Annotated in this window: 13 protein-coding genes; 8 read left to right on the plus strand and 5 right to left on the minus strand. The window is 64.3% G+C overall.

Annotated features, from left to right (window positions below; translation table 11 throughout):
- Window positions 1–43 precede the first annotated feature (43 nt).
- The 5 genes from EN818_RS13390 to speB all read right to left on the minus strand — a co-directional run bounded on the left by EN818_RS13390 (window position 44) and on the right by speB (window position 4,655).
- The gene (locus tag EN818_RS13390) at window positions 44–1,123 is read right to left on the minus strand and encodes an extracellular solute-binding protein (RefSeq protein WP_095805418.1); all 1,080 of its coding nucleotides are present in this window, start codon (window positions 1,121–1,123) and stop codon (window positions 44–46) included.
- Window positions 1,124–1,200: 77 nt separating this feature from the next.
- On the minus strand, window positions 1,201–1,848 hold the full coding sequence (locus tag EN818_RS13395; RefSeq protein ID WP_095805066.1) for an amino acid ABC transporter permease: 648 nt from the start codon (window positions 1,846–1,848) through the stop codon (window positions 1,201–1,203).
- Window positions 1,845–2,513: an amino acid ABC transporter permease gene (locus EN818_RS13400; RefSeq protein ID WP_095805417.1), complete on the minus strand. Its 669-nt coding sequence runs from the start codon at window positions 2,511–2,513 to the stop codon at window positions 1,845–1,847. The genes EN818_RS13395 and EN818_RS13400 overlap by 4 nt, the downstream gene beginning before the upstream one ends.
- 128 nt (window positions 2,514–2,641) lie before the next feature.
- On the minus strand, window positions 2,642–3,442 hold the full coding sequence (locus EN818_RS13405; RefSeq protein ID WP_095805065.1) for a transporter substrate-binding domain-containing protein: 801 nt from the start codon (window positions 3,440–3,442) through the stop codon (window positions 2,642–2,644).
- Window positions 3,443–3,599: 157 nt separating this feature from the next.
- Window positions 3,600–4,655: an agmatinase gene (gene speB, locus EN818_RS13410; RefSeq protein ID WP_095805064.1), complete on the minus strand. Its 1,056-nt coding sequence runs from the start codon at window positions 4,653–4,655 to the stop codon at window positions 3,600–3,602.
- A 209-nt stretch (window positions 4,656–4,864) separates the two neighbouring features.
- Between speB and gcvA the strand changes: the two genes are divergently transcribed.
- From gcvA to EN818_RS13450, 8 genes are all read left to right on the plus strand, one after another.
- Window positions 4,865–5,839, plus strand: a complete 975-nt coding sequence (gcvA, locus tag EN818_RS13415) for a transcriptional regulator GcvA (protein ID WP_095805063.1) — start codon at window positions 4,865–4,867, stop codon at window positions 5,837–5,839.
- A 175-nt stretch (window positions 5,840–6,014) separates the two neighbouring features.
- Entirely contained in the window at window positions 6,015–7,319 is a 1,305-nt protein-coding gene (gene pncB / locus EN818_RS13420; RefSeq protein WP_095805062.1) for a nicotinate phosphoribosyltransferase, read from the plus strand.
- Window positions 7,320–7,386: 67 nt separating this feature from the next.
- Complete coding sequence (locus EN818_RS13425; RefSeq protein WP_095805061.1) at window positions 7,387–8,832, plus strand: hypothetical protein; 1,446 nt, start codon at window positions 7,387–7,389, stop codon at window positions 8,830–8,832.
- Window positions 8,833–8,971: 139 nt separating this feature from the next.
- Window positions 8,972–10,276, plus strand: a complete 1,305-nt coding sequence (locus EN818_RS13430; protein ID WP_095805060.1) for an ABC transporter substrate-binding protein — start codon at window positions 8,972–8,974, stop codon at window positions 10,274–10,276.
- A gap of 107 nt (window positions 10,277–10,383) precedes the next feature.
- Window positions 10,384–11,265: a branched-chain amino acid ABC transporter permease gene (locus EN818_RS13435; RefSeq protein ID WP_135904574.1), complete on the plus strand. Its 882-nt coding sequence runs from the start codon at window positions 10,384–10,386 to the stop codon at window positions 11,263–11,265.
- A complete protein-coding gene (locus tag EN818_RS13440; RefSeq protein WP_095805058.1) occupies window positions 11,262–12,224 on the plus strand; it encodes a branched-chain amino acid ABC transporter permease in 963 nt (320 codons plus the stop codon). Before EN818_RS13435 ends, EN818_RS13440 begins: the two co-directional genes overlap by 4 nt.
- Window positions 12,221–12,949 (plus strand): ABC transporter ATP-binding protein, encoded by a 729-nt coding sequence (locus EN818_RS13445; protein WP_095805057.1) that lies wholly within the window; start codon window positions 12,221–12,223, stop codon window positions 12,947–12,949. The genes EN818_RS13440 and EN818_RS13445 overlap by 4 nt, the downstream gene beginning before the upstream one ends.
- Window positions 12,942–13,685: an ABC transporter ATP-binding protein gene (locus tag EN818_RS13450; RefSeq protein WP_245420302.1), complete on the plus strand. Its 744-nt coding sequence runs from the start codon at window positions 12,942–12,944 to the stop codon at window positions 13,683–13,685. Before EN818_RS13445 ends, EN818_RS13450 begins: the two co-directional genes overlap by 8 nt.
- Window positions 13,686–13,782 lie beyond the last annotated feature (97 nt).

Raw genomic sequence — 13,782 nt, forward strand, 5'->3', positions numbered from 1 at the left:
GGACAATGTCCGGCGGCCGGTCAGGTCGATGCTGTCAAGCGGCTCAGCCGACGATCAGCTCTGTCCACTTCTGGTTGATCCAGTCGGCCTTCGAGGTATAGAGGTCGTAGCGCGGGATGATCGGCTCGATGTCCGACGACACCGCGGCGAACTCTTCCGCCGTCAGGTCGAGCACCTCCTTCTTCAAGGTAGGCGTGGTGCCCACCTTGCGCGACATGACGCCTTGCATCGACGGCTCGCTCATGAAGTCGATGAAGGCGTGGGCCTCGTCGACCTTGGTCGAGGCGCGCGACAGCACCCAATTGCCGGAATCCTGGATGCCGCCTTCCTTCGGGAAGGTCGAGCGGACATGGAAGCCGTCGGCGGCGGCCAACCCGGTGACGTCGTGGTAATACTGGCCCATCGGGATCTCGCCCGACTTCAGCGCCTGCTCGAACTGCGCCTCGTCGCGATACCAGAGCCGCACGTTCGGCTTGACTTCGGCCAGCTTCTCGAACGCCTTGTTGAGCCCCTCCTCGGTATCGAGCGCGTTGGTGCCGCCCATGTATGTCTTGGCCGTCACCTCAAGCAGGAACGAGTTGGAGGCGAGCGCCAGCAGCCCGAGCTTGTCCTCATTGGCCTTGTCCCACAGGGCCGCCCACGACGTCGGCGCGTCCTTGTAGACGTCGGTGTTGGTGACCAGCGTGATCCACCAGGCCACCGCGCCGATGCCGGCGACGCGGCCGTCCGGATACTTGTTGACGAAGCGGGGCAACAGGTCGCCAAAGTGCTTGAACTTCGAGGTGTCGAGCGGCGTCCACAATTCGGTCGACTGGCCCTTCAAGGTCGAGGTCTGCGACATCATAGACAGATCCGCCGGCGCCTGGCCTGCCTTGGCCGCCTGCTCGAGCTGCACCAGCCAGGCTTCGCCGGTCGGCTCGGCGACGGATTCGATGGCAATGCCGGTCGCCTTGGTGAAGGCGGGGAAGACATGCTCGTCGAACGACTTCTTGAAGTAGCCGCCATAGACGCCGACCTTCAGCGACTTGTCTTGCGCCCGCAGGATCGCGGGCATGGCGAGCACGCCCGCCGCGGCCACGCCCGCGCCGAGCAGGCCGCGCCGCGTGATGGATTTTTCGATCAGTCCGTTCATCTCTATTCTCCTCTGTTTGTGCCGGTTGTCCGGCGGGTTCCCTCGGTTGCATTCCGCCGTCGGGCGGATCAGTGGGCCGCCGCTCGTTGCTCGAGCGCGCGGGCGTATTGCGTCAGTGGAAAGCACATGACGAAGAAGATCAGCGACACCAGCCCGTACACGGTGAACGGCTCGAATGTCGCGTTGTTGATGGCGTTGGAGGTCCTGACCAGTTCCTCGAAACCGATGATCGAGGTCAGCGCCGTCGACTTGATCAGCTGCACCAGGAAGCCGACGGTCGGCGCCCGCGTGATCGAGAAGGCCTGCGGCAGGATGATCAGCCTGAGTTCCTGCAAATAGTGCAGCCCGAGGCTGGCGCCGGCGTCCCACTGTCCGCGCGGCAGCGCGTCGACGCCGCTCCGCCAAATTTCGGCGAGATAGGCGCTGGCAAAGAAAGTGAGGCCGAGCACCGCCGCCGTCCACGGCTCGATGCGCAGTCCAAGCATCGGCAGGCCGAAGAACATCAGGAACAGCTGCATCAGCAGCGGCGTTCCCTGGAACAGCGCGATATAGCCGGAAGCGATGCGCCGCACCGTTCTGTTCTTGGCGATGCGGAAGAACAGGACCACCAGCCCGACCAGCGCACCGCCGACGAAGGCGGCGAGCGACAACAGCACCGTCCACCGGGCGGCGAGCAGCAGGTTGCGCAATATGTCCCAGAAGGTGAATTCGATCATGACACGCCGGCTCCAAGCGCGCGGCCGCCGCCGGCAACGAGCAGCCGGCGCAGTCCCATCGACAGGCCGAGATAGACCATGGTCACCACCAGGTAGGTCTCGAAGGCACGGAAGGTGCGAGCCTGCAGCATGTCGGCCTCATAGGTCAGCTCTCGCACCGCGATCTGCGAGACGACGGCCGACTCCAGCATCATGATGACGATCTGGCTGGTCAGCGCCGGGTAGATCACCTTGAGCGCCTGCGGCAGCACGATCTTGACGAACACCAGCCGCGGCCTCAGCCCGAGCGCGAGCGCCGCCTCCGTCTGCCCGCGCGGCACGGCGTCGAGCCCGGCGCCGACAATCTCGATCGTGTAGGCCGCCATGTTCAGCGTCATCGCCAGCATGGCAGCCAGGATCGGGTCGAGCCGCACGCCGAGGCTGGGCAGCCCGAAGAAGATGAAGAACAGCTGCACCAGAAATGGCGTGTTGCGCATCACCTCGACATAGACACCGATCGCCTGCCTGAGCAGCCGGGGGCCGTTCCTTTTTCCCGCCGCACCGAGGATGCTGAGGAACGTTCCCGCCAGCGTGGTGACGACGATCAAAAGCACCGTCGTCGCCGCGCCGCGCGCGATCGCGCCTGCCGCACCTGCAAGCCAGCCGAAGTCGAGGCTGTAGCCCATGGCGATGGATCCTGGCTTCCCTTCAAGCAATTCCAGGAAAATTGCGTCGCGGTTTTCCGTCCGGAATTGCGTAAAAAAATAGTTAGAGCGGTTCAGCGTTTCTTTGAAAGCTGAACCGCTCGAAGGCATCAATCCTTGAGGTTGTCGGGATTGAGCGGCGTCTTCAGCCAGGCCTTGGAGCTCTCGTCGAGCTTGCCGTCGGCCAGCATCTTGGCGACCGCGTCGTTGACCGCCTGCTTCAGCCGGTCCTCGTTCTTGTTGAGGCCGATATGCGAGGGCGAGGTCAGCAGCTGAAATTTCTGCTCCGGCTGCAGCGCGTCCTGCTTGGCCAGCACCTGGGCGCCGACGTCGTTGCCGACCACCATCAGCTGCGTCTGGCCGGCGATGAAGGCCTGGATGACCGAATTGTAGTTGTCGAAACGGCGGATGTCGGCGGAAGCCGGGGCCGCTTCGGTCAGCGAGGTGTCTTCCAGCGTGCCGCGGTTGACGGCGATCGACTTCTCGGCGAGGTCTTCCTTGCCTTTGACGGCGAGCGCGGCCGGGCCGATGACGGCGATGTAGTAGGGTGCGTAGGCGGCGGCGAAATCGATCACCTCGGCGCGCTCTTTCGAGTAGCCGACGCTCATCAGTATGTCGACGCGCTTGTCGGTCAGATACGGGATGCGGTTCTGGCCGGTGACGCTGACCAGGTTGAGCTTCACCTTCAGCGAATCGGCGATCGCCTGCGCGACGTCGATGTCATAGCCCTTGATGCTCATGTCGGCGCTGGCCGAGGAGAAGGGCGGAAAGTCCGAGAAGATGCCCACGTTGATAGCGCCGGCCTTGGTGATGTCGTCGACGGCATCGGCCCGCGCCTGCGTGGCGAGGCAGGCGGCCCCGAGCATCATGGCTGCTGCGAAGGCGGATTTCAGTGCGTTGTGAAAAGTCATGGTGGTTCCCCTGCTGGAAGCTTGTTGTTGAATCCGGCCGCCGGCTCCAGCGCGGCGGTCGTATTGGCTAGAGCAATTCCAGGAAAGTGGACCCGGTTCAGGCTTGGCGACTTCGCCATAGCTTCCGTCTGGAATTGCGTGAAAACAAAGAGTTGGTTCAGTCCTTCTTGATCGCCGGGCTGAACACCATCAGGCTCAGGATCTCGAACAGGACCTGGGCGCCGACATGGGCTGTGTTGGTGGTAGCGTCGTACTGCGGCGCCACCTCGACGACGTCGCCGCCGACGATGTTGAGGCCCTTTAGTCCGCGCAGCAGTTCCAGCACCTCGCGCGTCGTCAGCCCGCCGACCTCGGGCGTGCCGGTGCCCGGCGCGAAGGCCGGATCGATGCTGTCGACGTCGAAGGAAACGTAGGTCGGGCCGTCGCCGACTATTTTGCGCGCCTTTTCGATGATGGCGGGAATGCCGAGGCCGGTCACCTCCTCGGCGTGCACGACCGTCATGCCGGACTCGTAGGTGAACTCCCACAGATATTCGGCCGAGCCGCGGATGCCGATCTGGATCGTGCGCGACGGGTCGAGCACGCCGTCCAGCACCGCGTTGCGGAACGGCCCGCCATGGTGGAACTTCGTCATGTCGAACAGGCCGCTGGTATCGCAGTGGGCGTCGATATGGATCATCCCGACCGGAGCGTGCTTGCCCACGGCCTTCAGGATCGGGTGGCTGATCGAGTGATCGCCGCCGACCGAGAGCGGGATGACGCCGGCGTCGACGATCTGGTTCATTCGGCGCTCGATGTCGTCATGGCTGGTCTCCAGCCGGTACCGGCTCTGGAACGGCACGTCGCCGATATCGGCGACCTTCAGCTCATGCGTCGGTGCGCATTCCAGCACATGGTTGTAGGGGCCGATGCGCTCGATGGCGCGCAGCGCCCGCGGCCCGAAGCGCGAGCCCGGTCGGTTGGTGACGCCGAGATCCATCGGCACGCCGATCATCGCCACCTGCAGGTCGCCGAAATCCGGATTGTCGGCAGCCACCTGACGGTAGGGCGCGGCAAGGAAGGTCGGGATGCCCGAATAGGGCGCCAGCCGCGTCCCGCTCTTGTTGAAGATCTTGTCGGCGACCTTGCGGAACTTCGGATCGAACATTTCGCCGCCATGGCTCTCGCCATATTTGCGGCGCAACGCTTCGAGCTTGCCGCGATCGTAACCCATGCTCTGTCCTCCTCTACGACTGATGGATGCCTGTGCGGACCTCGCGGTGCCGACCACCATACGGGTCGGACCGCTGCGCGCAGGCTGCCTGCAGTTTTCACGTCATGAAGCTGTTATGGGCGAAGTGTCGGGCAGCTGCTTTCAAAAATCAATTGATATTGTTAGGGTGATCATTGTGAGAAAATCTCACAACCTTCTGGTGATTGCCGATGCCCAAACGCCTGCCGCCGCTGAACCCGCTGCGCGCCTTCGAGGCGACGGCGCGCCATGCCTCGCTGAGCAAGGCCGCGGGTGAATTGAATGTCACCCACGGCGCCATCAGCCACCAGATCAAGGCGCTCGAGCAGTCGCTCGGCGTCAGCCTGTTCGAGCGGGCCGGCCAGAGGGTCAAGCTGACGCCGCACGGCGCCGAGCTCCTGCCGGCCGTGTCGGCGGCCTTCGACGGCATTGCTGCCGCCACGCAGCGCATGACGAGGCCCGCCAGCGCCGGCACGCTCTCGGTCTCCTGCGTTCCGGCGCTGCTTCTGTTGTGGATGGCGCCGCGGCTGGGCTCCTTCACCGCCCGCTACCCGGACATCCGGCTGACGCTGATGCCGTCCAACGATGCCAGGGACATCCGCGCCCCGCACATCGACGTCTGCGTGCACTATGGCGATGGCAGCTGGACGGATTGCTGGATGCGCAAATGGTCGGGCCTCGAACTGTTTCCCGTGGTCAGCCCGACGCTGATCAACAACCGTCCGATCCGCAGCGTTCGCGACCTCGCCGACCATGTCTTCCTGCATGGCGACGATGGCCGCGAATGGCACACCTGGCTGGCCGCCGCCGATGCGCTCGATCTGGAACGCGGCCGCCGCCATCATCTGGGCGACGCACGCACGGCGGCGGAAGCCGCCGTCCACGGGCACGGCGTAGCGCTGGGGGACTCGGTAACGGCGCGTGCCCTGCTCGCCCGAGGCATGCTCGTCGCACCCTTCACGCTATCGGTGCCGGCGGTCGACGACTTCTACGTCGTCTGCCGCAACGAGATGCGCTTGACGCCGATCGTCCAGCTTTTCATCGACTGGCTGTTTGCCGAGAAGGAACAGGACGAAGGCCGCGCCGATGCGCCGGTCGCCGGCCGCCTGCCCAGCCGCAGGAAACGCCCAGCGCTCAAGGTCATCGGCGCCCGCACATCGTCCTGATCGCTGGACTTGCCCGGTTGCTTTTTGTCGGGCCAGCCCGCAAACCGAGCAGAACTTTCGAAAATTGGATGCTAAGAGGCTTTCGGAGCAGTTCCAGGAAATGTGTTTGGCAGGTTCCCTCCGGGGAATTGCTCAAACAAGAAGCTAGAGCGAACAGCGAAGGCGGCGGCAGGACATGGCAAAGACCGATATAGCGCGGCGCGTCTACAACCACACTTGGAAGCTCGATCCGATCGTCCGCAGCCTGCTGGACACCGACTTCTACAAGCTTCTGATGCTGCAGATGATCTGGGGCATGTACCCCAAGGTCGAAGCCACCTTTTCGCTGATCAACCGCACCACCTCGGTGCGGCTTGCCGACGAGATCGACGAGGGCGAATTGCGCGAGCAGCTCGACCATGCCCGCACCCTGCGCTTTTCCAAGAAGGAGATGATCTGGCTGGGCGGCAACACCTTTTACGGCCGCAAGCAGATATTCGAGCCGGAATTCCTGGCCTGGCTGGAGAACTTCCGGCTGCCGGAATACGAGCTTTCGAAGCGCGACGGCCAGTTCGAGCTCTCCTTCGCCGGCCCCTGGATGTACACGACGCTCTGGGAAATCCCGGCGCTCGCCATCATCAACGAGTTGCGCTCGCGCGCCGCCATGCGCTCCTTCGGCCAGTTCGCGCTCGACGTTCTCTATGCGCGCGCCAAGGCCAAGATGTGGGACAAGACCGAGCGACTGAAAGCCTTGCCGGGCATCCGCATCTCCGACTTCGGCACGCGCCGCCGCCACTCCTTCCTGTGGCAGCGCTGGTGTGTCGAGGCGCTGAAGGAAGGCATCGGCGAAGCATTCACCGGCACCTCCAACGTGCTTTTGGCCATGGACAACGACCTGGAGGCGCTCGGCACCAATGCGCATGAATTGCCGATGGTGTTTGCCGCTCTCGCCAATTCCGAGAAGGAACTGAAAGAATCGCCCTACAAGGTGCTGCAGGATTGGCAGCGCTACTATGGCGGCAATCTATTGATCGTGCTGCCCGACACGTTCGGCACATCTGCGTTCCTGCGCGATGCCCCGGATTGGATCGCCGACTGGACCGGCTTCCGCCCCGACAGCGCGCCGCCGATCGAAGGCGGCGAGAAGATCCTCTCCTGGTGGCGCGAGAAGGGCAGGGACCCGAAACAGAAGCTGCTGATCTTCTCCGACGGTCTCGAGGTCGAGACCATCGAGGAGACCTATCGCCACTTCAAGGGCAAGGTGCGCATGTCCTTCGGCTGGGGCACCAACCTCACCAACGATTTCGAAGGCTGCGCGCCGACCGAGACCAACAGCCTCGACGCCATCTCGCTGGTCTGCAAGGTCAGCGAAGCCAACGGCCGGCCGGCGGTCAAGCTCTCGGACAATCCGGCCAAGGCGACGGGCGACGAGAAGGAGATCAAACGGTATCTCCAGATCTTTGGCGAGAAGGATCGGGTGAGGCAGCTGGTCAAGGTGTGAGACCGCCAGCCAAATGGAAATCTCGCATAGCTTGAGTTCCCGCCCACCCCCCTCTGTCCTGCCGGACATGTCCGGCAGGACAGAGGGGGGTGCGAAGGATCTCGACTCGGCAGATAACTGCCCTTGGACATTCGCAGTAGTCGCTGCCCTCGTCCTCCCCACCCCCGCCTTCGCCCACGCCTCCGACCGCGGCCATGTCCTGCTTCTGCCGACCGGCTATTACATCGCCGGCGGTGCGCTGGCCGTGGCCGTCAGCTTCCTCGCTCTCGCGCTGCTGCCGCCTGCCGCCCTCGACCGCTTCTGGCGCAGACGCCTCGCCTTGTTCGTCTTCGCAGACAGCCCGCGCACGATCGTCAGCCTGCTTTCTTTTGCCGGCTTTGCACTTTTGATCGCTGCCGGCCTGTTCGGCAGTCGTGACCCGCTCTCCAACCCTTTGCCGCTGGTGATCTGGACCCTGCTCTGGGCCGGCTTCACGCTGCTGCAAGGCGTGTTCGGCGACCTCTGGTCATGGCTCAATCCCTGGTACGGACCGTGGCGTGTCGCTGCTCGCCTCTTCCGGCTTTCGGGCGACGGAACACAACAGTTACGCCTGCCGAGATGGTTCGGGGTCTGGCCGGCTTTCGTGCTGTTCTTCGCCTTCGCCTGGTTCGAGCTGATCGATCCGGCGCCCGACGATCCCTCCCGCCTGGCCTCGGCCGCCGGCGCCTACTGGTTGCTCAGCTTCGTCGCCATGCTTGCCTTTGGCTATGGCGACTGGAGCCGGCGCGGCGAATTCCTGACCATCTTCTTTTCCATGGTCGCCCGCTTCGCGCCTGTTCAGCGCGAAGAAGGCCGGCTCAGTCTCTGCTGGCCGGGCGCGAAGCTGCTCGCCGCCGAGCCCTTGCCGCTGAGCGGCATGGCCTTCTTGTTGCTGGCGCTGTCCTCGGTATCCTTCGACGGCCTGTCGAAGACGTTCTTCTGGCTTGGCCTGTTCGGCGTCAATCCGCTGGAGTTTCCCGGTCGCACCGCGCTGATCGGCATCGGCAGCCTCGGCCTGGTGCTCACCTTCGTCCTGCTCGCGGCCGTGTTCGCGCTCGCCGTTCTTCTCGGCCAGCGTCTTGTCGGTGGACGCTCGTTCAAGGAATCTGCCGGTCTGTTGGTGTGGTCGATCGTTCCGATCGCGCTTGCCTATCACATCGCGCATTACCTGACCGCGCTGCTGGTCGACGGCCAATATGCGCTGGTCGCCTTGTCGGATCCGTTCGCGCTCGGCTGGAACCTGTTCGGCACCGCCGACAGGCTGGTCGAGGCCGGCGTCGCCGCCGGCGCCGCGTCGGCCTGGTGGCTGTGGAATGTTCAGGCTGGCGTCATCATTGCCGGCCATGTGCTGGCCGTGCTTGTCGCGCATGGCCTCGCCTGGCGGCTGCATCCGCAGCCCTCGCGCGCCGCGCTCAGCCAGCTTCCGCTGACCCTGTTGATGATCGCCTACACCATCTTCGGCCTATGGCTGCTCGCCACGCCGACAGCGGGCTGAGAGTGTCCTTCGGGAAGCTCGCTTGCCACGTCGGAGCTTTGGTGATTTAGTTTGTACACATGCAATTTTCGTGTCCTCCGACAGAGGAGGATCGCGCCGCCTTATCGCTGGTCAGAACTGAAAAAACAGGGGAACGGACATGGCTGACAAGAACGGATTCTTCGACCTCTCCAAGACAAGGCTTTCCCGCCGCACCGCGCTGAAGGGCATCGCCGCCGGCGCCGGCCTTGCGCTTGCGCCCGGCTTCGTCCGCTATAGCCAGGCGCAGAGCTCGGCGCCGATCAAGATCGGCTTCCAGTCGCACCGCACCGGCATCGGCGCCGCCTACGGCCGTTGGTACGAGAAGACGAGCGCCGCCGCGGTCAAGGCGATCAACGACGCCGGCGGCATAGGCGGCCGCCAGGTCGAGCTGGTGATCGAGGATGACGGCACCGATCCCGCCCGCGGCGCCGAGGTGGTTGCCAAGTTCGCCACCCAGCACAAGACCGACATCGTCTTCGGCACGCTGTTCTCGCATGTCGTGATCGGCTCGGCCCCCGCCGCCGGCGAGAACAAGATCCCCTATTTCGTGGTCAGCGAAGGCCATCATGTCGCCTCGACCAAGCTCAATCGCTACGTCTTCCAGCCCGGCATCACCGATGTGAAGAGCCAGATCCAGTCGATGGCGCCTTGGATCGCCGCCAATGCCGGCAAGAAGGTAACGCAGATATTCCCCGACTTCGCCTTCGGCTACGACCATCGCGACTACCTGCCGCCGGCGTTGAAGGCGCAAGGCGGCGACGTCATCGCGCAGATCGCCATCCCGCCGACGGAGTCGTCCTTCACCAAATACTTCCCGCAGATTCCGGCCGAGACCGAGGTGATCTACCACGTCATGGTCGGCCCGGCCGTGCTCACCTTCGTCAAGGAGCTCGGCGAGTTCTACGGATCGAACCGTCCGCAGCTGTTCGGCTTCATGGACTCGCTCGAGGCGACCGACATCAACAGCCCCGGTCTCGAGTTCCTCGACGGCAGCCATTTCTGGGAGGGCTCGCCGCGCTATGCGCAGCCCGGTGACTCCGCCGCACAGAAGACCTACCGCGCCGCCGTCGGCATCGACGACAACGGCGCCGCCGTCGGTGATCCCAAGGACGTCTCCACCGCTTCGCACATGTTCGGCTGCTGGGAGACGCTCTACGTCGTCAAGAAGGCGATGGAGGACGCCGGCTACAAAGGGCCGGAAGACCGCGCCAAGCTGGTCGAGGCCACCGAAGCGCTGACCGAATTCGCCGAGGGACCGGAGCATCCGCAGGGTCCGAAAACCTTCAACGGCAAGATCCACCAATGCTTCGGCATCCAGAACATCTCCAAGGTCGAGGGCGGCAAGCTCAAGGTGGTGCACAAGACCAAGATCGAGGACGGCCTCTACGAGCCGGAAGGGGATTACACGACGCAGCCGCTGTGAGCGTTGACGTTTCACCGAGCGTGAGCGCCAAGCCACCCCCCTCTGTCCTGCCGGACATCCCGGCAGGGCAGAGGGGGGTGCACTCGGCGCCAGCCTGTGTGTAATCCATGCATTTCGGACCCCATCTCCTCCTTGCCGCGCTCGAAGGCCTCGTCACGTCCGCCGTGCTGGCGCTGACGGCGCTTGGGCTGTCGCTGGTGTTCGGTGTCATGCGCGTCGTCAACGTCGCACATGGCGAGTTCTTCATGCTGGGCGCGGTGCTTGCCTGGGCGATCTCGACGATGATCGCGGGCCATCCGGCGATCGGCTTCGTGGCCGCGCTCGTGATCGCGCCCCTGGTGGTCGGGCTGGTCGCGCTGATCGCCGAACGGCTGGTGCTGCGCCGGCTGAATTATAATCCTGAAGGCACCATCGTCGCCACCATCGGCATGCTCTACATCATCCAGCAGCTGGCGCTGACCTTCTACGGGCCGGAGGCGCGCCCGGTCGAGCCGCCCTTCAGCTATCGCATCCTGCTGCCGTGGTTCGGCTATTCCGGCTACAAGCTGTCGGTGGTTGCCGCCTCCGCGCTGCTGCTCGTCCTGACCTGGCTGGTGCTGACCCGCACCAAAATCGGCTTGGTCATGCGCGCCACCCAGTATGATCGCGAGACGGCGCAGGCCTTCGGCATCCCGGTCGTGCGCGTCTATGCCGGCGTCTTCGCCATCGGCGCCATGCTTGCCGCGACCGCCGCGGTGCTGATCGTGCCGATCAGCCAGGCGCATTACCTGATGGGGCAGGACCCGCTGCTGCTGTCCTTCATCGTCGTCATCATCGGCGGCTTGGGCTCGTTGCGCGGCACCGTGATCGCCGCCATCCTGATCGGCCTCTCCGACGGCATCATCTCGGTGTTCTTCTCGCCGACTTTGGCCAAGATCATCGCCACGCTGGTGGTTGCCATGGTGCTGGTGTTCAGGCCGCAAGGGTTGTTCGGGACGACGCCGCGATGACGGAGACTTCGCCGGCAAAAATCTATGCGCTGCATATCGGCGTCATCGCGCTTCTGTTCGTGCTGAATTTCATTCTGCCGGACTACCATCAGGGTCTCTTTGCCCGCATCATGACGCTCGCAGTCTTCGCCACGGGCTATAATCTGCTCTTCGGCTATGTCGGCCTGCTCAGCCTCGGCCACGCCATGTTTTTTTCCGCCGGCCTCTACGGAGCGGGGTTGACCGTTTATCATCTCGGCTGGGGCGTACCGGAAGCCTTCATTGCCGGGATCGCCTGCGGCGCGCTGCTCGCCTTGCTCATCGGCCTGCTTGCGCTGCGCACATCGGGAGTGGCGTTCATGATCGTCACCATGATGTTCGCGCAGATCTTTTATCTGCTGATCCTGTATTTTGCCGCCTGGACCGGCGGCGACCAGGGCCTGGTCATCCAGCAGGCGGCGCGCACGCTGAGCTTCGGCGGCGCCTCGCTCGACCTCACCAACCCCAACGTGCGCTACATGAGCGCGCTGGCGCTGTTCTCGCTCGTGCTGATCGCTTCCCTTGCCGTCGTCCGCTCCCGCTTCGGCCGCGTGCTGGTCGCCATTCGCGAGAATGAGGAGCGCACCAAGATGCTCGGCTACGATACGGTCGCCAACAAGATCGCCGCCGTGGTCTTGTCCGGCACGATCTGCGCTGCCTCCGGCGCGGCCTATGCGCTGCTGTTCGGCTATATCGGCTCGAGTTTCGCCTCGGTGCAATATTCGATCCTGCCGCTGCTGTGGGTGCTGCTCGGCGGCGCCGCGACGGCGCTGGGGCCGCTCGTCGGCACGCTGTTCATGTATTACGTCACCGACATCGCCAGCAGCTTCACCTCAGCCTATCTTTTGATCGTCGGCATCGCGCTCATTCTGCTTGTGCTGTTCTTTCCGAAGGGCATTCTGGGCAGCATTCGCCAACGCTGGCTCGGGTGGTTGCCATGATGCCGCTGCTCACCACCAAGGGGCTGTCGCGCCATTTCGGCGGCCTGCGCGCCGTCGATGGCGTCGATTTCGCCCTGATGCCTGGCGAAATTCGCGCCATCATCGGCCCCAACGGCGCCGGCAAGACCACCTTCGTCAGCCTGCTCAGCGGCCGCATCCAGCCAAGCTCAGGCATGATCCTCTTCGATGGTGCCGATATCACCAGCATGGCGGCCTATCGCAGGGTTCGCCTCGGCGTCGCCTATACGTTCCAGATCACCAGCGTCCTCGCCAACCTCACGGCCTTTGACAATGTCGCGCTGCCGGTGCAGCGCACGCTGACCGACGGCCGCTCGAAGGGCGCGGTCAGGACCGGCGTCATGGCGGCGCTGGAGCGCACGGGGCTTGCTGACCGCGCCGGAACGCTTGCCGGGCACCTATCCTATGGACATCAGCGCTTGCTGGAAGTTGCGATGGGCCTGGCGCTGAAGCCGCGTCTGCTGATCCTGGACGAGCCGACGCAAGGCCTCGCCGACAGCGAGATCGACAATTTCATCGAGCTGGTGCGCGACATCGCCAAGAGCGCGACCGTGCTGCTCATCGAGCACAACATGCCGGTGGTCATGGAGCTTGCCGACCGGATCACGGTTTTCAATTCGGGAAAGATTCTCGCCGAGGGCACGCCGGAGCAGATCCGCGCCAACGCCCAAGTCCAGGATGCCTATCTCGGAGCGACCCATGGCTGATCCGCTCATGGTCGATCCCCTCATGGTCGACCAAGGTCTGCTCTCCATATCCGGGCTCGAATGCTTCTACGGCGAGGTCCAGGTGCTTTACGGCCTCGACCTGGTCCTCAACAAGGGCGAGGTGCTTTGCCTGTTCGGCCGCAACGGCGCCGGCAAGACGACGACGCTGAAGGCGATCATGGGACTGGTGCCGGCGGCGGCCGGCTCGATCAGGCTGGACGGCAAGGAGCTGACCGGGCTTGCCGCGCATGACGTGCCGAAGGCCGGCGTCGCCTATGTGCCGCAGGGCAGGCGGCTGTTCGCCGAGATGAGCGTGGCGGAAAACATCGAGATCGGGTTGATGGCGCGCGGCAAGGGCAAGGCGACGCGCGACAAAGTGCTCGATCTCTTCCCCTTGCTCAGGGAGCGGCTGAAACAGCGTTCCGGCACGCTGTCCGGCGGCGAACAGCAGATGCTTGCCATGGCGCGCGCGCTCTGCCTCGAGCCGCAGGTGCTGCTGCTCGACGAGCCGACCGAAGGGCTGATGCCGTCGATGATCGCCAAGATCCGCGAGACGGTGGCCAAGCTGCGCGGGCTCGGCGTCTCGACGGTCCTGGTCGAGCAGCGCGTCGACGCCGTGCTGTCGGTCGCCGACCGCGTCTGCTTCATCGAGAACGGCCGCAACCGCGAGACGGTCGACGTCGAGGAGCTGCGTGCCGATCCGTCGGCAGTCCGGCGATATGTGGGGGTTGGATAAGGCGTCGAGTTCGCTGTCCGTGCCAAGATTCTTCGAGCGTCGGGCTGCCCTCATGGCCCCTGCCGGGCATTTCTCCCTGTGAACGGTCTGTGAACGG

The sequence above is a fragment of the Mesorhizobium sp. M3A.F.Ca.ET.175.01.1.1 genome (genome assembly GCF_004791945.1).
GTDB lineage: Bacteria > Pseudomonadota > Alphaproteobacteria > Rhizobiales > Rhizobiaceae > Mesorhizobium.

What these genes read in the sequence shown, in the direction of transcription:
- pncB (WP_095805062.1), top strand. Translation starts at nt 6,015, where the DNA reads ATGGCAAAGACCGATATAGCGCGGCGCGTCTACAACCACACTTGGAAG.
- EN818_RS13395 (WP_095805066.1), bottom strand. Translation starts at nt 1,848, where the DNA reads ATGATCGAATTCACCTTCTGGGACATATTGCGCAACCTGCTGCTCGCC.
- EN818_RS13400 (WP_095805417.1), bottom strand. Translation starts at nt 2,513, where the DNA reads ATGGGCTACAGCCTCGACTTCGGCTGGCTTGCAGGTGCGGCAGGCGCG.
- EN818_RS13430 (WP_095805060.1), top strand. Translation starts at nt 8,972, where the DNA reads ATGGCTGACAAGAACGGATTCTTCGACCTCTCCAAGACAAGGCTTTCC.
- EN818_RS13440 (WP_095805058.1), top strand. Translation starts at nt 11,262, where the DNA reads ATGACGGAGACTTCGCCGGCAAAAATCTATGCGCTGCATATCGGCGTC.
- EN818_RS13445 (WP_095805057.1), top strand. Translation starts at nt 12,221, where the DNA reads ATGATGCCGCTGCTCACCACCAAGGGGCTGTCGCGCCATTTCGGCGGC.
- EN818_RS13425 (WP_095805061.1), top strand. Translation starts at nt 7,387, where the DNA reads ATGTCCGGCAGGACAGAGGGGGGTGCGAAGGATCTCGACTCGGCAGAT.
- EN818_RS13450 (WP_245420302.1), top strand. Translation starts at nt 12,942, where the DNA reads ATGGCTGATCCGCTCATGGTCGATCCCCTCATGGTCGACCAAGGTCTG.
- gcvA (WP_095805063.1), top strand. Translation starts at nt 4,865, where the DNA reads ATGCCCAAACGCCTGCCGCCGCTGAACCCGCTGCGCGCCTTCGAGGCG.
- speB (WP_095805064.1), bottom strand. Translation starts at nt 4,655, where the DNA reads ATGGGTTACGATCGCGGCAAGCTCGAAGCGTTGCGCCGCAAATATGGC.
- EN818_RS13435 (WP_135904574.1), top strand. Translation starts at nt 10,384, where the DNA reads ATGCATTTCGGACCCCATCTCCTCCTTGCCGCGCTCGAAGGCCTCGTC.
- EN818_RS13405 (WP_095805065.1), bottom strand. Translation starts at nt 3,442, where the DNA reads ATGACTTTTCACAACGCACTGAAATCCGCCTTCGCAGCAGCCATGATG.